Annotated in this window: 19 protein-coding genes; 12 read left to right on the forward strand and 7 right to left on the reverse strand. The window is 74.2% G+C overall.

Going from position 1 to position 21,543, the window contains the following annotated elements; translation table 11 throughout:
• Positions 1 to 61: 61 nt before the first annotated feature.
• Positions 62 to 1,240 (forward strand): bifunctional 2-methylcitrate synthase/citrate synthase, encoded by a 1,179-nt coding sequence (locus tag DNL40_RS13760; RefSeq protein ID WP_111251828.1) that lies wholly within the window; start codon positions 62 to 64, stop codon positions 1,238 to 1,240.
• 60 nt (positions 1,241 to 1,300) lie between these two features.
• Positions 1,301 to 1,939: a CYTH domain-containing protein gene (locus DNL40_RS13765; protein WP_111251829.1), complete on the forward strand. Its 639-nt coding sequence runs from the start codon at positions 1,301 to 1,303 to the stop codon at positions 1,937 to 1,939.
• A 19-nt stretch (positions 1,940 to 1,958) separates the two neighbouring features.
• On the opposite strand, the gene DNL40_RS16240 is transcribed toward DNL40_RS13765, so the two are convergent.
• The 3 genes from DNL40_RS16240 to DNL40_RS13780 form a co-directional block, all read right to left on the reverse strand.
• The gene (locus tag DNL40_RS16240; RefSeq protein ID WP_245885935.1) at positions 1,959 to 3,734 is read right to left on the reverse strand and encodes a D-alanyl-D-alanine carboxypeptidase family protein; all 1,776 of its coding nucleotides are present in this window, start codon (positions 3,732 to 3,734) and stop codon (positions 1,959 to 1,961) included.
• A gap of 287 nt (positions 3,735 to 4,021) precedes the next feature.
• Positions 4,022 to 5,065: a hemolysin family protein gene (locus DNL40_RS13775; protein ID WP_111251830.1), complete on the reverse strand. Its 1,044-nt coding sequence runs from the start codon at positions 5,063 to 5,065 to the stop codon at positions 4,022 to 4,024.
• Positions 5,065 to 6,432 (reverse strand): hemolysin family protein, encoded by a 1,368-nt coding sequence (locus tag DNL40_RS13780; protein WP_111251831.1) that lies wholly within the window; start codon positions 6,430 to 6,432, stop codon positions 5,065 to 5,067. The genes DNL40_RS13775 and DNL40_RS13780 overlap by 1 nt, the downstream gene beginning before the upstream one ends.
• Before the next feature lie 162 nt (positions 6,433 to 6,594).
• Here DNL40_RS13780 and DNL40_RS13785 point away from each other — a divergent pair, with 162 nt between their 5' ends.
• The 3 genes from DNL40_RS13785 to DNL40_RS13795 all read left to right on the forward strand — a co-directional run bounded on the left by DNL40_RS13785 (position 6,595) and on the right by DNL40_RS13795 (position 12,622).
• A complete protein-coding gene (locus tag DNL40_RS13785) occupies positions 6,595 to 7,350 on the forward strand; it encodes a response regulator transcription factor (RefSeq protein WP_245885936.1) in 756 nt (251 codons plus the stop codon).
• A gap of 4 nt (positions 7,351 to 7,354) precedes the next feature.
• Positions 7,355 to 8,455 carry a sensor histidine kinase gene (locus tag DNL40_RS13790; RefSeq protein WP_111251832.1) on the forward strand — a complete coding sequence of 367 codons (1,101 nt, stop codon included), beginning with the start codon at positions 7,355 to 7,357 and terminating at the stop codon, positions 8,453 to 8,455.
• A 300-nt stretch (positions 8,456 to 8,755) separates the two neighbouring features.
• The gene (locus DNL40_RS13795) at positions 8,756 to 12,622 is read left to right on the forward strand and encodes a multifunctional oxoglutarate decarboxylase/oxoglutarate dehydrogenase thiamine pyrophosphate-binding subunit/dihydrolipoyllysine-residue succinyltransferase subunit (RefSeq protein ID WP_111251833.1); all 3,867 of its coding nucleotides are present in this window, start codon (positions 8,756 to 8,758) and stop codon (positions 12,620 to 12,622) included.
• A 78-nt stretch (positions 12,623 to 12,700) separates the two neighbouring features.
• Here DNL40_RS13795 and DNL40_RS13800 read toward each other — a convergent pair whose 3' ends face one another.
• Positions 12,701 to 13,696 carry an aldo/keto reductase gene (locus DNL40_RS13800; protein ID WP_111251834.1) on the reverse strand — a complete coding sequence of 332 codons (996 nt, stop codon included), beginning with the start codon at positions 13,694 to 13,696 and terminating at the stop codon, positions 12,701 to 12,703.
• Between the two features lie 76 nt (positions 13,697 to 13,772).
• Between DNL40_RS13800 and DNL40_RS13805 the strand changes: the two genes are divergently transcribed.
• Positions 13,773 to 14,705, forward strand: a complete 933-nt coding sequence (locus DNL40_RS13805; protein ID WP_111251855.1) for an aldose 1-epimerase family protein — start codon at positions 13,773 to 13,775, stop codon at positions 14,703 to 14,705.
• Between the two features lie 96 nt (positions 14,706 to 14,801).
• Positions 14,802 to 15,401 carry a GDSL-type esterase/lipase family protein gene (locus tag DNL40_RS13810; RefSeq protein ID WP_245885938.1) on the forward strand — a complete coding sequence of 200 codons (600 nt, stop codon included), beginning with the start codon at positions 14,802 to 14,804 and terminating at the stop codon, positions 15,399 to 15,401.
• A 27-nt stretch (positions 15,402 to 15,428) separates the two neighbouring features.
• On the opposite strand, the gene DNL40_RS13815 is transcribed toward DNL40_RS13810, so the two are convergent.
• Positions 15,429 to 15,950 carry a mycothiol transferase gene (locus DNL40_RS13815; RefSeq protein ID WP_111251835.1) on the reverse strand — a complete coding sequence of 174 codons (522 nt, stop codon included), beginning with the start codon at positions 15,948 to 15,950 and terminating at the stop codon, positions 15,429 to 15,431.
• 139 nt (positions 15,951 to 16,089) lie between these two features.
• On the opposite strand from DNL40_RS13815, the gene DNL40_RS17030 reads away from it, so the two are divergent.
• Positions 16,090 to 16,164, forward strand: coding sequence for a 50S ribosomal protein bL37 (locus DNL40_RS17030; protein WP_099052597.1), 75 nt, complete (start codon positions 16,090 to 16,092; stop codon positions 16,162 to 16,164).
• 84 nt (positions 16,165 to 16,248) lie between these two features.
• Here DNL40_RS17030 and rsrA read toward each other — a convergent pair whose 3' ends face one another.
• Complete coding sequence (rsrA, locus tag DNL40_RS13825; protein WP_245885939.1) at positions 16,249 to 16,557, reverse strand: mycothiol system anti-sigma-R factor; 309 nt, start codon at positions 16,555 to 16,557, stop codon at positions 16,249 to 16,251.
• On the reverse strand, positions 16,554 to 17,459 hold the full coding sequence (locus tag DNL40_RS13830) for a sigma-70 family RNA polymerase sigma factor (RefSeq protein ID WP_111251837.1): 906 nt from the start codon (positions 17,457 to 17,459) through the stop codon (positions 16,554 to 16,556). The genes rsrA and DNL40_RS13830 overlap by 4 nt, the downstream gene beginning before the upstream one ends.
• An 89-nt stretch (positions 17,460 to 17,548) precedes the next feature.
• Here DNL40_RS13830 and DNL40_RS13835 point away from each other — a divergent pair, with 89 nt between their 5' ends.
• The 4 genes from DNL40_RS13835 to DNL40_RS13850 all read left to right on the forward strand — a co-directional run bounded on the left by DNL40_RS13835 (position 17,549) and on the right by DNL40_RS13850 (position 21,477).
• Positions 17,549 to 18,052, forward strand: coding sequence for a DoxX family membrane protein (locus DNL40_RS13835; RefSeq protein WP_111251838.1), 504 nt, complete (start codon positions 17,549 to 17,551; stop codon positions 18,050 to 18,052).
• A 58-nt stretch (positions 18,053 to 18,110) separates the two neighbouring features.
• Complete coding sequence (aroA, locus tag DNL40_RS13840; RefSeq protein ID WP_111251839.1) at positions 18,111 to 19,514, forward strand: 3-phosphoshikimate 1-carboxyvinyltransferase; 1,404 nt, start codon at positions 18,111 to 18,113, stop codon at positions 19,512 to 19,514.
• Positions 19,514 to 20,635 carry a ribosome small subunit-dependent GTPase A gene (rsgA, locus tag DNL40_RS13845; RefSeq protein ID WP_111251840.1) on the forward strand — a complete coding sequence of 374 codons (1,122 nt, stop codon included), beginning with the start codon at positions 19,514 to 19,516 and terminating at the stop codon, positions 20,633 to 20,635. The genes aroA and rsgA overlap by 1 nt, the downstream gene beginning before the upstream one ends.
• 83 nt (positions 20,636 to 20,718) lie before the next feature.
• Positions 20,719 to 21,477, forward strand: coding sequence for an inositol monophosphatase family protein (locus tag DNL40_RS13850; protein ID WP_245885948.1), 759 nt, complete (start codon positions 20,719 to 20,721; stop codon positions 21,475 to 21,477).
• Positions 21,478 to 21,543: the final 66 nt, after the last annotated feature.

Here is a 21,543-nt window from a genome sequence, read left to right on the forward strand (position 1 = left end):
GCACCGGCCCGCACCGCCCGGCAGCGTCGCCGGGCGCCGTCATCACCGCGAAGGAGCACCGATGACCAGCACCGCCCTCCCCCACGAGCCGCAGCAGCAGCCCGAGGTCCACCGAGGCCTGGCCGGCGTCGTCGCCGACACCACCGCCATCAGCAGGGTCAACCCTGAGACCAACTCCCTGCTGTACCGCGGGTACCCCGTGCAGGAGCTCGCCGCCACCCAGCCGTTCGAGGCCGTGGCCTGGCTGCTGTGGAACGGCGAGCTGCCCAGCGAGGACGACCTGACCTGGTTGCGGGCCAACGGCCGCCCCCACCGGCCCCTGGCCGACGACGTGCGCGCCGCGATCGACGCCCTGCCCGCCGACGCCCACCCGATGGACGAGGTGCGCACCGCCGTCAGCGTCATCGGCGCCCGCGAGACCGCCGGCGAGTCGCTGCTCGAGGCCGGGGCCAGCCCGGAGGAGAACGTGGCCCGCAGCCTGCGGCTCTTCGCCGCGCTGCCCGCCATCGTCACCTACGGCCAGCGCCGCCGCCGCGGCCTGGAGCCCGTCCCTCCCCGCGAGGACCTCACCTACGCCGAGAACTTCCTCTGGATGACCCACGGCGAGCTGCCCGACCCGGTGGTGGTCGACGCGTTCAACCGCTCGATGATCCTGTACGCCGAGCACTCCTTCAACGCCTCGACCTTCACCGCCCGCGTCATCGCCTCCACCCTGAGCGACCTGCACTCCGCCGTGGTCGGTGCCATCGGGGCGCTCAAGGGCCCGCTGCACGGCGGTGCCAACGAGATGGTCATGCACGTGCTGGAGGAGATCGGCTCCGCCGACCGCGTCGACGCCTGGCTGGACGAGGCGCTGGCCGCCCGCCGCAAGATCATGGGGTTCGGCCACCGTGTCTACAAGCACGGCGACTCCCGCGTGCCCACGATGCGCGCCGCCCTCGGCACCCTCGTGGACCACTACGGCCGCCAGGACCTGCTCGACCTGTACGAGCGGCTCGAGGCCCGGTTCGTGGAGCGCAAGGGCATCCACCCCAACCTCGACTACCCCTCCGGCCCCGCCTACCACCTCATGGGGTTCGACACCGTGACCTTCACCCCGCTGTTCGTGGCCGCCCGCGTCACCGGGTGGACGGCGCACGTCATGGAGCAGCAGGCCGCCAACTCCCTCATCCGCCCGCTCGCCGCGTACGACGGCCCCCCGGAGCGGCACGTGCCCGGGTACCAGCCCTCGGCGAGCTGAGGGCCGGCCGGCCCGCTGGCGTCCCCGGGGGCGCCGGCCCACCTGGTTACGCTGAGGCGCATGACCGACGAGACCGCCGGCTACGCGGACTTCGAGTTCGAGCGCCGCTTCCTGGTCCGGGACCTCCCGGCCACCCTGCGCGACACCCCCGCCCTCATCGTGCAGAGCTACTTCCTGTCCGACGGCGGGTACGCGCTGCGCGTGCGCTGCCAGGCCTCGGGCGTCGAGGCGCGGCTGGGGCCCGACTCCGACGCCCGCGAGGTGCTGGAGAAGCACAAGGGCGAGGTCGACTTCGCGGCCGTGACCGTCAAGGGCCCGTCCGCCGGGGGCACCCGGTACGAGGCCGAGCGCCAGATCGACGCGCGCGTGGGCGTCGAGCTCGTACGACGCGGCGGGGCGCAGATCCTCAAGACCCGGTATGCCGCCTGGCTCGGGGCCGACGGCTGGTCCGTGGACGTGTTCGGCGGGGCCAACCACCCGCTCGTCGTGGCCGAGTGCGAGCGCTCCGGCCCCGTCGTCGACCTCCAGATCCCGGACTTCTGCGTCACCGAGCTCACCGACGACCGGCGGTTCTCCAACGAGTCGCTCGCCGTGGACCCCTACAGCGCGTGGGCGGCGTCGTTCGCGCGGGAGCTGGCGGCCACCGGGCCGCTGTTCCGGCAGGACTTCGGCCCGAACACCACGATCAGCTCGGACTGAGGGAGACGGGTTCGCCCCGTCAGTGCCAGGTGGAGACTTCCTCGACACCCGGCCGGTACTCGAAGTGCCACGGCTCGTACTTGCCGGAGCCGCCACGCTGCGCCCACGGCGGGTTCTCCCAGCCGTACGCCGCACCGTTGCGGACGATCCACTTGTAGACGTCGGGGTTGCCGGTCTCCTGCGAGCTGAGGTCGATCGCCAGGCCCCAGCCGTGCATGGAGTACCCCGGCTGCGCCGCCAGGAAGCCGCGGGACGCCTTGATCGAGTGCTGCGCCCCGAGCGAGCGGTAGCTGGCCACCAGCGTCAGGTCGCGGCCGAACTCCGCCTTGAACGCCTCGTTGAGCGCGCTCAGCGCCACGGCGGCCCGCGGCTGCAGCCGGTCGCCGGAGTCCCACAGCTCGCACAGCTCCGCGGCCGTCAGCTTCCCGTTGCTGCTCGTCACCTCGACGCTGGCGTCGCAGCCCGGCAGCGGCTCACGGTCCATCGTGCGCGACGCCGCCGCGGCCTCGCGCATGACGCGGGGCGCCGCGGCGATGCCCTCGGAGGTCGCCGGGGCGGCCACGCTGTTGTTGAGCACCTCCAGCGTGGACGGGCCGGTGGGCGACTGGTCCAGGTCGAACGGCGAGCGGTCCGACGACGCACCGTGGCCCGCCATCGGCCCCAGGGGCACCGCGATCGTGGCGGCGGCGAGCGTGCTCAGCACCGCCACGCGGGGCAGCCAGCCGCCCCGCTTGCGCGGGCTGGCGACGGGGGTCTCCGCCGTCGTCGGGCGGCCGGCGCGCTCGGCCCGGGTGAGCAGCTCGCCCTCACCCCGGGAGCGCAGCTCGCGCCGCGAGCGCACGGGCGCGGCGTCGGCCGCCGCGAGAGCGTCGCCCTGCAGGGCGCCGGCCGAGGCACCCTGGCGGGTCTCGGGCCGGGGGGCCGCGACCGGGGCGGCGGCCTGAGGGGCCACGACCTGGGCAGCGGCCACCGGCACGACGTCGGCCTGCGCCGACGCTCCGGGCGCAGCCGCCCCGGCACGCGCGGCGAGACCCTCACGGAAGGCGGGGAGCGGCGCGGCGGCAGGCGAGGGCTGGGGCGCCGGGGACGACGGCAGGGCCGGCGGGGCGAACCCCCCGACCGGCGGCGGGGCAGGGGCCGCCGTGCGAGGCTCGGACCGCCGCAGGGCCGCGGGGTCCGGGGCCGCGGGACGCGACGCGGGCGCACCCTGGGGGGTGCCGTCCTCGGGCCGCCGACGACGGCGCGACGGCACCTGCACGGGAGCGCCGGGCAGCGGAGCGCCAGGGACCGGGGCGGCGCCCTGGAGCGGTGCGAGGCCGGGGCGCACCGCAGGGGTGCCGCCGGCAGGGGTCAGCGGCACGGGGGCCGCTCCAGGACGCGGCTCCTCGAAGCGGTGGCTGGTGCGGCGACGGGGAGCCGGAGGCTGCGCAGCAGCGTCGGGGACGGCCTGCCCCGGAGCCGGGGCGGGGCGCGCGACGGGCGTCCCGACCGCCGGGCTGGCGGGCGCGGGCCCGGTGAACGCGATGCCGCCGACCACGACGTCGTCCGCACGCCGGTGCATCTCCCGGCGGGACCGGACGGCGGTGGCCGTCGCTCCGGGCGCGACGGCGGGACGTGCACGCAGCGACGTCTCGGCGTGCGGTCGGGGCGGTGCGGGGGCAGTCTGGACGTGGATGCTCGGCTGGGCCGGGGATCCCTGCGTCGCGGCGGCACGTGCGGCCAGCTCGGCCTCGCGCCGCTCACGGCGCGTCATGAGGGCGGGTCGGGAACCCGGCGTCTGGGGCGCAGGCTCCACGACACCTCCCGTTCCGGCCCTGTTCAGGGCGATGAGCCCCCACGGCTCTCGAAGTCCTGATCTCGGCGACGACCGGCGGAGCGGTGCCCACCGGTCTCGTCGTCACGAGACCATAACGGCCCGTCCGGTCGCCGCCAAGCCCTTGCGTGAACGAAAGGTGACGGCGCGGAGTGGCGACGCGGCGTGTCGGTCGTCTCGTGACCGAGATCACGCGCCTCGTCACCCGGACGATTTCACCCCGCCCTCGGAGGCTCCCGCAGAGCCCTCCGGAGGCCCCTCCCGGCCCCTCAGGCCCGCGGCTGACGGCGCTGCATCGCGTCGCGCACCTCGCCCACCAGCTCTTCGAGGATGTCCTCCAGGAACACCACGCCGAGCACCCCGTCGGGCCCCTCCACGCGGGCCAGGTGAGCGCCGGAACGCTGCATCGCCCGCAGCGCGTCCTCCACCTCGTCGCCGGGCAGCACCGAGGCCAGCGCCCGCACGCGCCACGCCGGCACGCGCGCGTGGCGGTCGCCGTCGGAGGCGTACAGCACGTCCTTGAGGTGCAGGTAGCCGGCCAGGACGCCGTCCTCGACCACCGGGAACCGGGAGAAGCCGGTGCGCGCCACGAGCCGCTCCACGTCGTCGGGCGTGACGCCGTCGTCCACCGTCACCAGGTCCTCGACCGCCACCATCACCTCGCCGGCCGTGCGCTCGCTGAACTGGATGGCCGAGCCCAGGAGGCCCTGCTCGTCGCGCAGCAGGCCCTGGGCCTGCGAGTGCGCCACGATCGACTGCACCTCCTCGGCGGTGAACGCCGAGGCGACCTCGTCCTTGGGCTCCACGCCCGCCAGCCTCACCGCGTGGTTGGCCACCCAGTTCAGCGCCGTGATCACCGGCCGCAGCACGCGCCCGATCAGCACCAGGGGCGGGCCGAACCACATGACGGCGGCCTCCGGACCCGCCACCGCGAGGTTCTTGGGCACCATCTCGCCCAGCACCACGTGCAGGTAGACCACCAGCGACAGCGCCACGAGGAACGCGGCGGGGTGCACGAGCGCGTCAGGCACGCCGATCGCGTGGAACGGCCCCTCCAGCACGCTCGCCACCGCCGGCTCGGCCACGATGCCCAGGCCCGTCGAGCACACGGTCACCCCGAGCTGGGCGCACGCCAGCATGAGGGAGACGTGCTCCATCGCCCACAGCACCACCTGGGCGCGCCGGTCGCCGGCGGCCGCCCTGGGCTCGATGGCCGAGCGGCGCGCGGAGATCACGGAGAACTCGGCCCCCACGAAGAACGCGTTGCCCAGCAGCAGGAGCACGCCGATCGCGATCGCGGTCCCGGTGTCCATCAGCGCCCGCCCCCGGGGGGCTCCAGGGCACGCACGCGCACCCGCTCCGCCCGGCGGCCGGTCATCGACTCGACGCGCAGGCGCACCGCGCGCCCGCCGTCGACGACGTCGACCTCGTCCCCGGCCTCCGGCACGCGACCGAGGCGCGCCATCACGAGGCCGCCGAGGGTCTCGTACGCCGGGTCCTCCGGGACCACCAGCCCCGTGGTCTCCTCCAGCTCGTCGGGCCGCATGACGCCCGGCACCACCCACGCCCCGTCGGCGGCCCGCACCGCGCCCGCCCGGCGCGGGTCGTGCTCGTCGGCGACGTCACCGACGAGCTCCTCGACCACGTCCTCGAGCGTCACGATCCCGGAGGTGCCGCCGTACTCGTCCACCACCACGGCCATCTGCAGGCCGAAGGAGCGCAGCTCCACCAGCAGCGGTCCCAGCCGCACCGTCTCCGGCACGCGCGGCGCCTCGACCATGAGCGCGGCGGCCGGGACGTCGGCGCGACGCTCGAAGGGCACGCCGACGGCGCGGCGCAGGTGCACGATGCCGACGACGTCGTCCCGGTCGGCCCCGATGACGGGGAACCGCGAGTGGCCGGTCCGGCGCGCGGCGGCGATGACCTCCTCCGCCGTCGCGTCCCGCTCCACCACCGCCATGCGCATGCGGTCGGTCATGACGTCGCGGGCGCTGAGCTCGTCCAGCTCGATCGAGTTGGCCAGCAGGCGCGCGACCGACTGCTCGAGGGTGCCCTCCTCCGCCGACCGCTTGACCAGGCTGAGCAGCTCGCGGGCCGAGCGGGCCCCGGACAGCTCCTCGCGCGGCTCGACGCCCACCCGGCGCAGCAACGCGTTCGCGGACCCGTTGAGCACCATGACGACCGGCTTGAAGACGGTGGTGAACCCGCGCTGCAGGGGCACCACCCACGTGGCCGTGCGGTAGGGCACCGACAGCGCGAAGTTCTTGGGGACCAGCTCGCCCACCAGCATGGAGAACACGTTGACCACCACGAGCGCGAGCACTCCCGCGAGCACCGCGGCGACCCCCTGCGCCAGCGCGGTGGCCTGCAGCCCCGCCGAGAACAGGCTCAGCAGCGCCGGCTGGGCGGTGTAGCCCAGGAGGATGGTGGTGAGGGTGATGCCCACCTGCGCCGAGCTGAGCTCGGTCGACAGGTGCCGCAGGCCGGCCCGGACCGACCGGTCGCGCCACCCCAGGGGGCGGCCCCGGTGCCCGGGCCGGGGACTCTCGCCGTCCTCCTCGTCGTCCGCACCCACCACGGCCGGGTCGAGGGTGACCAGCGAGAACTCGCTCGCGACGAAGACGGCGGTGCCGGCGGTGAGCAGGACGCCGAGCGCCAGCATCGCCCAGTCGCCGCTCACCGGCGGCCTCCGGGGGCCGCCGTGCGGCGCAGGACCCGCGGGCGCCCGCAGACGCGCCCGGAGGCGCGCGCGGGGGCGGGATGCCGGGGCTCGTCCATCGTGGCTCCGATCGTAGCCGCCGCCTGCCAGCGCTCGCCCAGCCGGTGGTGCAAGATTTGTCCCATGGCACCCGACAGCTTCGGCCCCGCGAGCGGCAGCGCGCCCGCGTCCGCCGCGGTCCCCACCCAGACGGCCACCGTGCTCGTGGTCGAGGACGAGCCGGCGATCGCGACGGCGGTCGCCCAGCGCCTGACCGCGGAGGGCTGGCGCGTGGAGGTGGCGCGCGACGGGCTGTCCGCCGTCGACGCGGCCGCCCGGCTGCGCCCCGACGCGATCGTGCTCGACGTGATGCTGCCCGGCATCGACGGCCTGGAGGTCACCCGCCGCATCCAGGCGGAGCAGCCGGTGCCGATCCTGATGCTGACCGCACGGGACGACGAGACCGACATGCTCGTGGGCCTGGGCGTCGGTGCCGACGACTACATGACCAAGCCGTTCTCCATGCGCGAGCTGGTGGCGCGCGTCAAGGCGCTGCTGCGCCGCGTGGAGCGTGCGCAGCAGGCTGCGGTGACGACGCCGGCGGACCCGCCGCTGGTCATGGGCGACGTCGCGATCGACAAGGCGCAGCGCCGCGTGCACCGCGGGGGCGAGGAGGTGCACCTGACGCCCACGGAGTTCGAGCTGCTGGTCATGCTGGCCAGCTCGCCCAAGACCGTGCTGACGCGCGAGCGCCTCCTGGCCGAGGTGTGGGACTGGGCCGACGCGAGCGGCACCCGCACCGTCGACTCGCACATCAAGGCGCTGCGCCGCAAGCTCGGGCCGGACCTGATCCGCACCGTGCACGGGGTGGGCTACGCCTTCGAGCCCCCCGCAGGCTGAGCCCGTGGAGCACGGCCACCGACGCATCCCCGACGTCCGCCCGCTGGACCCGCTGCGCTCGATCAAGATCAAGCTCGGCGTGCTGGTGGCCGCGGTGGTCACCTTCGCGGCCGCGCTGACCTGGTTGGGCCTGCAGGTCCAGTGGGGGCCGAGCCGCACGTTCCCGCTGGTGATCGCGCTGTCGCTGGTGCTGACCCAGGTGCTGGCCCGGGGCATGACCTCGCCCCTGCGGGAGATGACCGCGGCGGTCGAGGCGATGGCGGCAGGCGACTACGACCAGCGGGTGACGGCCACGAGCCGGGACGAGGTGGGCACCCTCGCCGCCGCGTTCAACCAGATGGCCGAGGACCTGGCGTCGTCGGACCGCACGCGCCGCGACCTGATCGCCAACGTGTCGCACGAGCTGCGCACCCCGGTGGCCGCGCTCCAGGCGCAGCTGGAGAACATGGTGGACGGCGTCACCGAGCCCACGCCCGCGTCGTTGGAGCTGTCGCTGGCCCAGACCGAGCGGCTCACGCGACTGGTGACGTACCTGCTCGACCTGTCGCGCGTGGAGGCGGGCGCGTCGGCGCTGGCGGTGAGCGAGATCGCCGTGGGCGACTTCCTCGAGGAGTCGGCGCAGGCCCTGAGCATGGTCGACGCGGCGAAGAACCTGCGGTACGTGGTGGACGTGACGCCGCCGGACCTGGTGCTGGAGGCGGACCCCGAGCGGCTGCGCCAGATCGTGGTGAACCTGCTGCAGAACGCCATCCGGCACTCGCCGCAGGACGGCGAGGTGCGCCTGGACGCCTACCCGCAGGGGGACGACGTCGTCATCGAGGTCTCCGACGACGGGCCGGGCATCGCCCCGGAGGACAGGGACCGGATCTTCGAGCGCTTCGCGCGCGGGTCGCTGCCGTCCCACGCACAGCCGGGGGCCGGCGGGCCGACGGCGAGCGGCGGCACCGGCATCGGCCTGGCGATCGTGCGGTGGGCGGTGGACCTGCACGGAGGTCGGGTGGAGGTCGCGGACTCCCCCAGCGGCCGCGGGGCGACCATGCGCCTGACCCTGCCGGCCAGGGCGCGCCCCGCTCCCGGGGTGACGACGACGACGGCGACCGGCTGAGCCGCCCCTCCCGGTGCCGACCGGCACCCCGACCGGCGGGTCGGAGTGAGACGCACCTGCGTGAGATGCGTCACACGGGTCATGACGCGCCGCCGTCTCCTGGCCCACGGTTGACGGATGGACGACCTTCCCGGGCAGGCACGTGACCGACGTTTTGCCTTCGGGGCGTCGCACCCCAAGGGGGCCGCCCCCAGGCCGCCGCGCCCGCCCCCGGCGCCCGGACCGGACGGCCCGGAAGGCATAGGCTGGGCCCGTCGCGAGCGCTGCCACGAACGCGCCCGTGCACCGACCGAACTACCCATGCAACACGTGAAAGTGGGCGATCCGCGCGTGGTCCCGAAGGCTGAGTCAGAGTCGATCAGCGGTAGCGCTGGTGCCTCGTTCGGAGCCAATGCCTGGCTCGTGGACGAGCTGTACGAGCAGTACCTGAAGGACAAGAACGCGGTGGACCCCGCGTGGTGGGACTTCTTCGCCGACTACAAGCCGGGCGAGAACGGCGACGGCAAGGGCGAGGGCGCTGCACCGGCGCAGGCACCCGCCCAGCAGCCGGCCGCCACCTCTGCCCCGGCCGCGCCGGCGCAGACCCCCGAGGCCCAGGCCCCCGCCGCCGTCGAGTCGCAGACCTCCACCACGGCGCAGCCGCAGGCGTCGGCAGGCTCCGGCGACGCCGGCTCCGAGGCCGCCCAGCCCGTGCGCCAGGCCCCCGCGCCCGCCGAGCCGCGCCCGGTCGCCACGGCCCAGCCGACGACGGCGCCCTACGCCGAGGCCGCGCGCAGCAAGCCGAAGCCGCAGGGCCCCGCCGAGGACGAGGTCTCCAAGCTCCGCGGCCCCGCCGCGCGCGTGGTCACCAACATGGAGTCCTCGCTCGAGGTCCCCACCGCCACCTCGGTGCGCGCCGTGCCCGCCAAGCTGATGGTGGACAACCGCATCGTCATCAACAACCACCTGTCGCGCACCCGCGGCGGCAAGGTGTCGTTCACGCACCTCATCGGCTACGCGCTGGTCGAGGCGCTCGGCGACATGCCGGTGATGAACGCGCACTACGAGCTGGTCGACGGCAAGCCCGGCATCGTGCAGCCCGCCGGCATCGGGTTCGGCCTCGCGATCGACCTGGCCAAGCCCGACGGCTCCCGCCAGCTCCTGGTCCCGAGCATCAAGCGCGCGGGCGAGCTCGACTTCGCCGGCTTCGTGGCCGCCTACGAGGACCTGGTCCGCAAGGCCCGCGGCGGCAAGCTCGGCGTCGAGGACTTCCAGGGCACCACCATCTCGCTGACCAACCCCGGCGGCATCGGCACCGTGCACTCCGTGCCGCGCCTCATGCAGGGCCAGGGCACCATCGTCGGCGTCGGCGCCATGGACTACCCCGCCGAGTTCGCGGGCGCGTCCGTCGAGCAGCTGTCGAAGATGGGCGTCTCCAAGGTCATGACGCTCACCTCGACCTACGACCACCGCATCATCCAGGGTGCGCAGTCGGGCGAGTTCCTCAAGATCATCGCCGACAAGCTGCTGGGCCTCGACGGCTTCTACGACCGGGTGTTCGCCTCGCTGCGCATCCCCTACGAGCCCGTGCGCTGGGTCCGCGACAACACGCACGACTCGGACGACGAGGCTGCCAAGCCCGCCCGCATCGCGGAGCTGATCCACTCCTACCGCTCGCGCGGCCACCTCATGGCCGACACGGACCCGATCGCCTACCGCCAGCGCAAGCACCCGGACCTCGACGTCCAGAACCACGGTCTGACGCTGTGGGACCTGGACCGCACGTTCCCCACGGCCGGGTTCGGCGGCAAGCCCAAGGCGACGCTGCGCGACATCCTCGGCCTCCTGCGCGACTCGTACTGCCGCACCATCGGCATCGAGTACATGCACATCGCCGACCGCGCCCAGCGCAGGTGGCTGCAGGAGCGCCTCGAGACCGGCTACGCCAAGACGCCGCGCGAGGACCAGTTCCGCATCCTGCGCCGCCTCAACGCCGCCGAGGCGTTCGAGACGTTCCTCCAGACGAAGTTCGTGGGCCAGAAGCGCTTCTCGCTCGAGGGCGGCGAGTCGCTGATCCCGCTGCTCGACGCGATCCTGTCGAAGGCCGCCGAGAACGGCCTCGACGAGGTGGGGATCGGCATGGCCCACCGCGGCCGCCTCAACGTGCTGGCGAACATCGCGGGCAAGAGCTACGGCCAGATCTTCAAGGAGTTCGAGGGCCAGCTCGACCCCAAGTCGGTGCAGGGCTCCGGCGACGTGAAGTACCACCTGGGCACCGAGGGCGTGTTCACCGCCGAGTCGGGCGCCACCACCAAGGTGCACCTCGCGGCCAACCCGTCCCACCTGGAGGCCGTGGACCCGGTGCTCGAGGGCATCGTCCGCGCCAAGCAGGACCGCATCGACCTGGGCGGCGACGGCTTCTCCGTGCTGCCCATCCTGGTGCACGGTGACGCCGCCTTCGCGGGCCAGGGCGTGGTGCCCGAGGTGCTCAACCTCGCGCAGCTGCGCGGCTACCGCACCGGCGGCACCATCCACGTCATCGTGAACAACCAGGTCGGCTTCACCACCGGCCCGTCGAGCTCGCGCTCGACGACGTACGCGACCGACGTCGCCAAGGGCTACCAGATCCCCGTCTTCCACGTGAACGGTGACGACCCCGAGGCCGTCGTCCGCGTCGCCGAGCTCGCCTTCGCCTACCGCGAGCAGTTCGACCGCGACGTCATCATCGACATGGTCTGCTACCGCCGCCGCGGTCACAACGAGGGCGACGACCCCTCGATGACCCAGCCGCTGATGTACAACCTCATCGAGGCCAAGCGCTCGGTGCGCAAGCTGTACACCGAGAGCCTCGTGGCCCGTGGGGACATCACGGTCGAGGAGGCCGAGCAGGCGCTGCAGGACTACCAGCAGCAGCTCGAGCGCGTCTTCACCGAGACCCGCGCCGGCACCAACTCCAAGCCGACGGCCGAGCACGTCTCCGGCCTGGAGCGCCCGGAGGCCCAGCGCGAGGACGCCGGCACGATGGTGGGCTGGAAGACCGCGGTGGCCCACTCGGTCATCGAGCGGATCGGCGAGGCGCACGTCTCCCCGCCCGAGGGCTTCACCGTGCACCCCAAGCTGGGCAAGCTGCTCGAGACCCGCCAGCTCATGGCGAAGGAGGGCGGCATCGACTGGGGCTTCGGCGAGATCCTCGCGTTCGGCTCCCTGCTGGTCGAGGGCACCCCGGTCCGCCTCGCCGGGCAGGACTCGCGCCGCGGCACGTTCACGCAGCGCCACGCCGTCTTCCACGACCGCGAGACGGGTGCGGAGTGGACGCCGCTGCTGTACCTGACGCAGGACCAGGCCAAGTTCTGGGTCTACGACTCCTCGCTGTCGGAGTACGCCGCGCTCGGCTTCGAGTACGGCTACTCCGTGGAGCGTCCGGACGCGCTGGTCATGTGGGAGGCGCAGTTCGGCGACTTCGTCAACGGCGCACAGACCGTCATCGACGAGTTCGTGTCCTCCGCCGAGCAGAAGTGGGGCCAGACGTCCTCGCTGGTCATGCTGCTCCCCCACGGCTACGAGGGCCAGGGGCCGGACCACTCCTCCGGTCGCATCGAGCGGTTCCTGCAGCTCGCCGCCGAGGACAACATGATCATCGCGCAGCCGTCGACCCCGGCGTCGTACTTCCACCTGCTGCGTCAGCAGGCGTACCGCCGGCCGCGCAAGCCGCTGATCGTGTTCACGCCGAAGCAGCTGCTGCGCCTCAAGGCGGCGGCCTCGGCGGTGGAGGACTTCACCTCGGGCACGTTCCGCCCGGTGATCGCCGACCCGGCGCAGGGCCAGGTGGACCCGGCGGGCGTCGACCGCGTGATCCTGTGCACCGGCCGCGTGTACTACGACCTGCTGGCCGAGCGCACCAAGCGGGGCGACACCACGACCGCCCTGGTCCGCCTGGAGCAGCTGTACCCGCTGCCTCTGGAGGAGATCCGGGCCGAGCTGGCGAAGTACCGCACGGACGACGTCGTGTGGGTCCAGGACGAGCCGGAGAACCAGGGTGCCTGGTCCTACCTGCACCTGGCCCTGCCGGAGGACCTGCCGCGCGTGCGCGTCGTGTCGCGCCCGGCGTCGGCCGCGACGGCGGCCGGCACGGCCAAGCTGCACCAGGCCCAGCAGAAGACGCTCATCGAGCAGGCGTTCGCTCGCTGACCCGCCCTGCGCACGACGGAGGCCCGCCACCCCGAGGGGTGGCGGGCCTCCGTCGTGCGCGGGACGCCTGAGCGGCCCTCACCAGCGGTCGTGGACCGCCTCGCGGAAGTGCCGGTCGTAGATCTCCTTGACGCCGCTGCTGAAGAGCGGCGTCAGGGTCGGGGCACCGCCCGCGGCCGCGTTGAGGCGCGCCTGCTCCGGGTTGCGGGCCCCGGGGATCACCGTGGAGACGCCCGGCTGCTGCCACGCCCAGGCGATGGCGGCCTGCGCGGGGGTGAGCGACTCGCCCACCGTCTCGCCGACCAGCCGGGTGAACGCCTGCGCGGCCTCCACGCCGGACTCGAAGCCGACGCCCGAGAACGTCTCACCGACGTCGAACGCCTCACCGTTGCGGTTGTAGCTGCGGTGGTCCGACTCCGCGAACGTGGTGTCCTTCGTGTACCGGCCCGAGAGCAGGCCGGAGGCGAGCGGGACGCGGGCGATGATGCCCACCCCCGCCTCCGACGCCGCCGGCACGACCTTCTCCAGCGGCTTGAGACGGAACGCGTTGAGGATGATCTGCACCGTGGCGACCCCCGGGTGGGTGATCGCCTCGAGCGCCTCGTCCGCCGTCTCCACGCTCACGCCGTAGTGCGCCATGACCCCCTCGGCGACCAGTGTGTCGAGCGCGTCGTACACCTCGGCCGAGTGGTAGACCGCCGTGGGCGGGCAGTGCAGCTGCACCAGGTCGAGCGTGTCGACCCCGAGGTTGCGGCGCGAACGGTCCGTCCACTCGCGGAAGTGGGAGAGCACGTAGTTCTCCGGGACCTGCTCCATGCGTCGGCCCATCTTCGTGGCCACCGTGATCCCGGCGTCGGCGTGGTCGGCGAGGAAGGCACCGATGGCCTGCTCGCTGCGCCCGTCGCCGTACACGTCCGCGGTGTCGAAGAAGGTCACCCCGGCCTCGAGCGCCGCCTCCAGGACGGCCCGGGAGTCGTCGTCGCTGACGTCCCCCCAGTCACCGCCCAGCTGCCACGTGCCCAGCCCGACGACCGAGACCAGCCGGCCGGTGCGGCCGAGTACCTGTCGTTCCATCTCTCCTCCTGAAAATTCTTTGCTGGACCAACATAGGGGGGCGGCGGCCGTTCGGCCCGACGACTACGGTGTGAACGTGACCACCAGCGACGCCACCGCCCCCACCGCACCCGCCCCGTCGGGTGCCCAGCACGTCATCACCCACGGCGACCAGCGCGCCGTCGTCGTCGAGGTCGGCGCCATGGTGCGCGAGTACTCGGTGGCCGGGCACGACGTCTTCGTGCCGTTCGCCGAGCAGGACGTCGCCCCCGTGTTCAACGCCGCCGTGCTCGTGCCCTGGCCCAACCGCCTGCGCGACGGCAGCTACACGGTGGACGGAGAGACGTACCAGCTCCCCGTGAGCGAGCCCGACCGCGGCAACGCGCTGCACGGCCTGGCCTGCTGGACCCGGTGGACCACCGTGGAGACCGCACCGGACGCCGTCGTGCTCGAGCTCGCCCTGCCCGCGCAGAAGGGGTGGCCGTTCCAGCTCGTCACCCGCGTGCGCTACGCGCTGTCCGACGCCGGTCTCGAGGTCGTGCTCACCACCCGCAACGTCGGCACCGGCACCGCCCCCTACGGCGTCGGGTTCCACCCGTGGCTGTCCACCGGCGGCGCCGCCCTGGACGAGTGCACGGTGCGCCTGGACGCCACCACCCACGTCACCGTCGACCACCGCCTCCTGCCCACCGGCGTCGAGCCCGTCTCCGGCGACCACGACCTGCGCGAGACCCGGTCCCTGGCCGGCCTCGACCTCGACGACGCCTGGGTGGACGCCACCCGCGACGCCGACGGCCTCTCCTGGTGCCGCCTCGGCCGCCCCGACGGCCGCACCGCCGCCGTCTGGATGGACGGCTCCATGGACTGCTGGCAGGTGTGCAGCGCCGACCACATCCCCGGGTACGAGCGCTCCGGCCTGGCCGCCGAGCCCATGAGCTGCGTGGCCGACGCGTTCAACACCGGCGAGCGGCTCGTGCGCCTCGCCCCCGGCGAGAGCCACCAGGTCCGCTGGGGCGCCGCCCTCCTCTGAGTCGCGTCTCACCCGACGGCGTCGGCGTGGGGTGATCCGCCCGCGCCGACCCCAGGTCCACAATGTCGGGGCCATCAGAACCACGAGGAGAGGTCCGTGACGGAACGCGAGGTGCGCATCTGCGTCGTCGGCGACGAGCTGAGCGTGGGTGTCGGCGACGCCCGTGCCCTCGGCTGGGTCGGCCGTGTCATGGCCCGGTCGCGGTTCGACCGGCCCGCCATGCACTTCGTCCTCGCGGTGCCGGGCGAGAACACCAACGGCCTCGGTGCCCGCTGGGAGGCGGAGACCGCCACCCGGTTCGGGCCCGAGACCGTCGCCGAGAACCGGCTCGTGGTCGCGCTGGGCCGCCACGACGTCGAGCAGGGCCTGTCCGTGGCTCGCTCGCGCCTCAACCTCGCCAACATCCTCGACATGGCGGACTCGGCCCGCGTGCCCGCCTTCGTCGTCGGCCCTCCCCCGGGCCGCCCCGAGGACGGGCCTCGCATCGCCGAGCTCTCGGCCGCGTTCGCCGACGTCGCCTCCCGGCGGCGGGTGCCCTACGTCGACACGTACACGCCGCTGGCCCAGCACGAGCAGTGGCTGGCCGACCTCGCCCAGAACGGCTCCGTGTACCCGGGGCAGGCCGGCTACGGCCTCATGGCGTGGTTGGTGCTGCACACCGGCTGGCACGCCTGGTTGGGGCTGCCGGACGAGTGAGAGGTGCGGCGGGGGTCTCCGGGCCGCTCAGGGCCGCTCCGCCGCCCGGCGCTGGAAGACTCCGCGGAGGAAGGCGGCCTGGCCCACGTGCTGGGTGTCGTCGCCGAGCACGCTGACCAGGCGCACGCCCAGGGTCACGGGCGGGTCCCAGCCGTCGTCCACCACACGGTCCAGGTCGACGTCCGTCAGCCCTTCCACGTAGGCCACCGTGGTGGCGTGCACGGCGTCGAAGTAGCCACGCAGCAGGTCGGCGTCCGCCCGGACCTGCGCGACCTCCTCGGGCCCGTGCCCGTAGCCGGTGTCCGACGCCGGCAGCGGCAGGCCGAAGCGCTCGGCCCACCCCTGCGCCGTCCACACCTGCTCGGTGCCCGCGACGTCGGCCACGTGGTCGTCCTGCACCCTCGTCAGGTGCCACACCAGCCACGCCACGGTGTTGGCCCCCGGGTCCGCCCGGAAGGTCAGCATCTCGTCGTCGGCGCCGTCCAGCACGCCGTGGACCAGGCCGGGCAGCCGGCCGAAGGAGTCGAGCAGCACGTCACGTGAGTCCATGCGCCCAACCTCTCGCCGCCCGGACGGCCTCGCCACTCGTCCGGAGCGGCTGCCCGGGCGTCGGCGGCTTCGCAGGCACCGCCCCGGTTGTGGGACCATAGGGCGACACCTCGTCCACAGACCCAGTGGGAGAAGCATCATGAGCAAGCGCGGTCGCAAGCGTCGTAGCCGCAAGGGCAACGCCGCCAACCACGGCAAGCGTCCCAACGCCTGAGCACAGGCCTCAGACGCGCGGAAGGGCCGCGGATCCTCACGGGATCCGCGGCCCTTCGTCGTCGGGGGCACCCGCGGCGGCGGGTCAGCCGCGCAGCGTCGTCATCACCGTCAGCTGCTCGTGGATGCGCAGCCGCAGCGTCTCCGGCGCGCGCTCGTTGCACGAGCGGCGCACCAGCTGCTTGACGAGCTCCTCGACGCTCAGCTCCGCCAGGCACGGCGCGCAGTGCGCGACGTGCGCACGCATGCGGTGCTCGTCCTCCGGCGTCATCTCGGAGTCGAGGTACTCGTACAGGTGCCCCAGCGCGTGCTCGCACTCGGACTCACCCGCGGTGTCGTGCGGGATCGGCTCCACGGGTCCGGCTCCGGCCCCCGTCGGTTCCTGCTCGTTCACTGCCCACCTCCGTGCGCCTGCGCCTTCGCGCCGGCCGACGACGCCGGCACGAGCCCGCGGTCCGCGGCGTAGTCGGCGAGCAGCTCGCGCAGCTGCCGGCGTCCGCGGTGCAGCCGGGACATCACCGTCCCGATCGGCGTACCCATGATCTCGGCGATCTCCTTGTAGGGGAAGCCCTCGACGTCGGCGTAGTACACGACCATGCGCCGGTCCTCGGGCAGCTCGGCCAGCGCCCGCTTCACGTCCGAGTCGGGCAGCCGGTCCAGCGCCTCGGCCTCGGCGGAGCGCAGACCCTGCGAGGTGTGCGAGGCGGCACGGGCGATCTGCCAGTCCTCGACCTCCTCCGCCTGGGACTGCTGCGGCTCGCGCTGCTTCTTGCGGTAGCTGTTGATGAACGTGTTCGTCAGGATCCGGTACAGCCACGCCTTGAGGTTGGTGCCCGGCCGGTACTGGTGGAACGCGGCGAACGCCTTCGCGAACGTCTCCTGGACCAGGTCCTCGGCGTCCGCGGGGTTGCGCGTCATGCGCAGCGCGGCCGAGTACAGCTGGTCGAGGTGCTGGAGCGCGTCGCGCTCGAAGCGCGCGCCCCGGGCCGCGGCGTCCTCGTCCTCGGGCGCGCGGTCCGTCGCGCCCTCGTCGATCTCGTCGGGCGTCTCGGTGGGCTCGCCTGCCGGGCGGTCGGCCGCAGAGCGGTCGCCGGCCTGGCCGGCGGTCGGCTGGTTCTCCGTCATCGCCGTCGAGCCTAGCCCCGTCCCGAACGGCACGTGCGGCCAGGCGGGGGTCAGCGCGCCGTCGGCCGGCGGCGACTGCTTGGCCGCGCCGTCGAGCTGGGCGGGGAGCGCGAACAGCCGCACGTCCGGACGGGACGCGGCGGTGGGTGCGGGGCAGGGTGCGCAAGACATCGAGGACATCGACTGGGGAACGCACCGGGCGGGGCGTTCCATTCCCGGACGTCCTGCGAGGGCGGGCAGCCTCTGACATGGTGGGTCCCATGCTGCTGCGTCGTGTCGCCCGCCCCATGCTGGCCACCCCGTTCGTCTACGACGGCGTGCAGGCCGCGCTCCACCCCGCCGAGCACGTCGCCGTCGCCCGAGACGTCACCGACACGGTGACCGACCGGCTCGGCGTCGCCCGGCTCTCGGACTCCCAGCTGACGCTGGCCGTGCGCGTGCACGGCGCCGTCACCGCCGCCCTGGGCGTGGGCCTCGCCGCGGGGTTCTTCCCGCGCCTGTGCGCGATCAAGCTCGCCGCGGTCACCGTGCCGCTGGCCGTGGCCCACCAGCCGTTCACCAGCAAGGGCGAGGAGCGGGCCCGGCGCACGGTGCCGTTCGTGCGGGCCGTCGGGGCGATCGGTGCGGCGCTCATCGCCGGCGTGGACCACGAGGGCCGTCCGGGCCTGGCCTGGCGCGTCGACCACGCCCGCCACGCCGCGGCGCGCTCGACGGCGAAGACGGCCCGCAAGGCCGAGAAGAAGCTGGCGGGCGTCGCGTCCTGACGCGGGCACCCGGCGAGACGTCCCGGCCCCGCCCGGGGCCGGCGGATAGCCTTGCGGCATGACGTCTCCCGCGCCCGACGACGCCCAGGCCACCTCCCCCGCTCCCGCCTGGGAGGCACCGGTCGCGTCCGGCCCGCTCGACGCCGCGGTCGAGGTGCCCGGCAGCAAGTCGCTCACCAACCGCCTGCTGGTGCTGGCGGCGCTCGCCGAGGGCCCGGGCACGCTGCACGGGGCCCTGCGCAGCCGTGACGCCGACCTCATGATCGCCGCGCTGCGCGCCCTGGGTGCCGAGATCACCGAGGGCTCCTCGCCGAGCACCCTGCACGTGGTGCCCGGCCCCGTGCGGGGAGACACCGACGTCTTCGCCGGCCTGGCCGGCACCGTGATGCGGTTCCTGCCCCCCGTGGCCGCCCTCGCGGACGGCCCCGTGCGGTTCGACGGCGACCCCCAGGCGCGCGTGCGACCGATGCTCCCCGTGCTCGCCGCCCTGCGTGCCCTCGGGGTCGACGTGCGGGCCGGTGACGGTTCCGGCCCGCAGGCCGCCTCCCCCGCGGAGGGGTTCCCGTCCACGCTGCCGTTCACGGTGCTGGGCCAGGGCGGGCTGCGCGGCGGGGCGGTCGACGTCGACGCCTCGGCCTCGAGCCAGTTCGTCTCCGGCCTGCTGCTGGCCGCCGCACGCTTCGACGAGGGCCTGACGCTGCGCCACGTGGGCGCGACGCTGCCCAGCCTGCCGCACATCGAGATGACCGTGGCCACCCTCCGCGAGGCGGGGGTCGAGGTCGACGACTCGCGCGACGGCATCTGGGTCGTGTCCCCCGGCCCTGTCGCGGCCCGGGAGGTGCGCGTCGAGCCCGACCTGTCGAACGCCGCCCCCTTCCTCGCGGCGGCCCTCGTCGCGGGCGGCACCGTGTCGGTGCCCGGCTGGCCCGCCGCCACCACGCAGCCGGGGGCCCTGGTGCCCGAGCTCCTGACCCGGATGGGGGGCGACGCGCGCCTCACGGCCGACGGCGTGCTGCGCGTGACCGGGACGGGCCGCGTGCACGGCATCGACGTCGACCTGCGTGCCGCCGGCGAGCTCGCTCCCACCTTCGCCGCCCTCGCCGCCCTCGCCGACTCCCCCAGCCGGCTGCGCGGCATCGCCCACCTGCGCGGGCACGAGACCGACCGGCTGGCCGCGCTGGCCACCGAGATCACCCGCCTGGGCGGGCAGGCCGAGGAGACCCGCGACGGCCTGGTCATCACCCCGCGCCCGCTGCACGGCGGCACGTTCCGCACCTACGCCGACCACCGCATGGCCACCTCGGGCGCGCTGGTGGGCCTGCGCGTGCCGGGCGTGCTCGTCGAGGACGTCGAGACCACCGCCAAGACGCTGCCCGGGTTCGCCGGCATGTGGCGCGCCATGGTCTCGGGAACCTCGGACACCGCGCGGGTGGCCCCGGCCTCCCCGGAGCGGGGCCGCTGATGGCCCGGCGGCCCGCACCGGCCGGCGGTGCGCGCGGGCGCGGCGACGAGCACGAGGCGTGGGGGCGCCCGTCCAAGCGCGGAAGCCGCCCCCGCACCAAGCAGCGGCCCGAGCACACCGACGCCGTCGTCGGCCTCGTCACCGGCGTCGACCGCGGGCGGTACACGCTCCTGCTCGACGAGGGCGGCAGCGACGAGCGCCCCGTGCTGGCCATGAAGGCACGCGAGCTGACGCGCACCCGCGTCGTCGTCGGCGACCGGGTCGACGTCGTGGGCGACACCTCCGGCGACCCGGGCACCCTGGCCCGCATCGTGCGCATCGCCGAGCGCACCTCGGTGCTGCGCCGCACCGCTGACGACACCGACCCGTACGAGCGGATCGTCGTGGCCAACGCCGACCAGCTCGTCATCGTCACCGCCCTGGCCAACCCGGAGCCGCGCACCGGCATGATCGACCGCGCCGTCGTCGCCGCCTACGACGCCGGCATGGACGTGCTGCTGTGCCTCACCAAGGCCGACCTGGGCTCGCCCGAGGACCTGCGCGGCCTGTACGAGCCGCTCGGTGTCGACGTCGTGGTCACCCGGCCCGCCGACGAGGCCGCGGGCAGCGGCACGCTCGCCCTGGCGCCCCAGTCCGTCGAGGAGGTTCGCGACCGGCTGCGCGGGCGCGTGTCGGTGCTGCTCGGGCACTCGGGCGTCGGCAAGTCGACCCTCGTCAACGCGCTGGTGCCGGGCGCCGGTCGCGCCACCGGGCACGTCAACGACGTCACCGGGCGCGGCCGCCACACCTCGACCTCCGCCGTCGCCCTGCGCCTGCCGGCCCGCCCCGGCGGCGACGACGGCGGCGACGGCGCCGCCTACGACGGCTGGGTCGTCGACACCCCCGGCGTCCGTTCCCTCGGCCTCGCCCACGTCGAGGTCGCCCACCTCCTGCAGGCGTTCGAGGACCTCGACGAGGCCGCCCAGGAGTGCCCGCGCGGCTGCACGCACCTGGCCGACGCCCCCGACTGCGCCCTCGACGACTGGCTGGCGGCCGCCCCGGACGAGGCCGCACGGGCGACACGCGAGGCCCGTCTGGACTCGTTCCGTCGTCTGCTGGCCTCCCGCACCGCTAGCGTGTGACCGTGTCCTTCACCCAGCCTCCTCACTGGTCCGCAGGCTCGAACCCGGCCGGGCAGAACCCGGCACGCACCTACGAGGACGACCTGAGGCTGGCGCACGTCATCGCCGACCAGGTCGACTCGCTGACGATGTCCCGGTTCCGGTCGATCGACCTGCGCGTGGAGACCAAGCCCGACTCGACGCTCGTCTCCGACGCCGACCGCACGGCCGAGGAGTTCATCCGCGCCCAGCTCCACCGCGCGCGCACCCGCGACGCGATCGTGGGCGAGGAGTACGGCGCCGCCGGCAACGGTGCGCGGCGCTGGATCATCGACCCCATCGACGGCACCCACAACTTCGTGCGCGGCGTGCCGGTGTGGGCCACCCTCATCGCGCTCGCCGACGGCGACGAGGTGGTCATGGGCCTCGTCTCCGCGCCGGCCCTCGGCCGCCGCTGGTGGGCCGCCAAGGGCTCCGGCGCCTGGACCGGCAAGTCGCTGGCCGCCGCCTCGCGGATGACCGTCTCCGGCGTGCGCCGCATCGAGGACGCCTCGTTCTCCTACTCCTCCCTGTCCGGCTGGGAGGAGCGCGGCAAGCTCGACGGGTTCCTCGACCTGACCCGCCGCTGCTGGCGCACCCGTGGCTACGGCGACTTCTGGTCCTACATGCTCGTGGCCGAGGGTGCGGCCGAGATCGCCGCCGAGCCCGAGCTCGAGGTGTACGACATGGCTGCCCTGGTGCCCATCGTCACCGAGGCCGGCGGCCGGTTCACCTCTCTCGACGGCGCGGCCGGTCCGTGGGGCGGCAACGCGCTGGCCACCAACGGGGCGGTGCACGACGAGGTCCAGGTCTACCTCGGCTGATATGTAGGTGGTTCCTGTCAAGTGGCAGGTTGAAGCGCCCGCCCTGGGCCGTCGCTCGGGGCGGGC

It is taken from the genome of Xylanimonas oleitrophica (genome assembly GCF_003244315.1).
GTDB lineage: Bacteria > Actinomycetota > Actinomycetes > Actinomycetales > Cellulomonadaceae > Xylanimonas_A > Xylanimonas_A oleitrophica.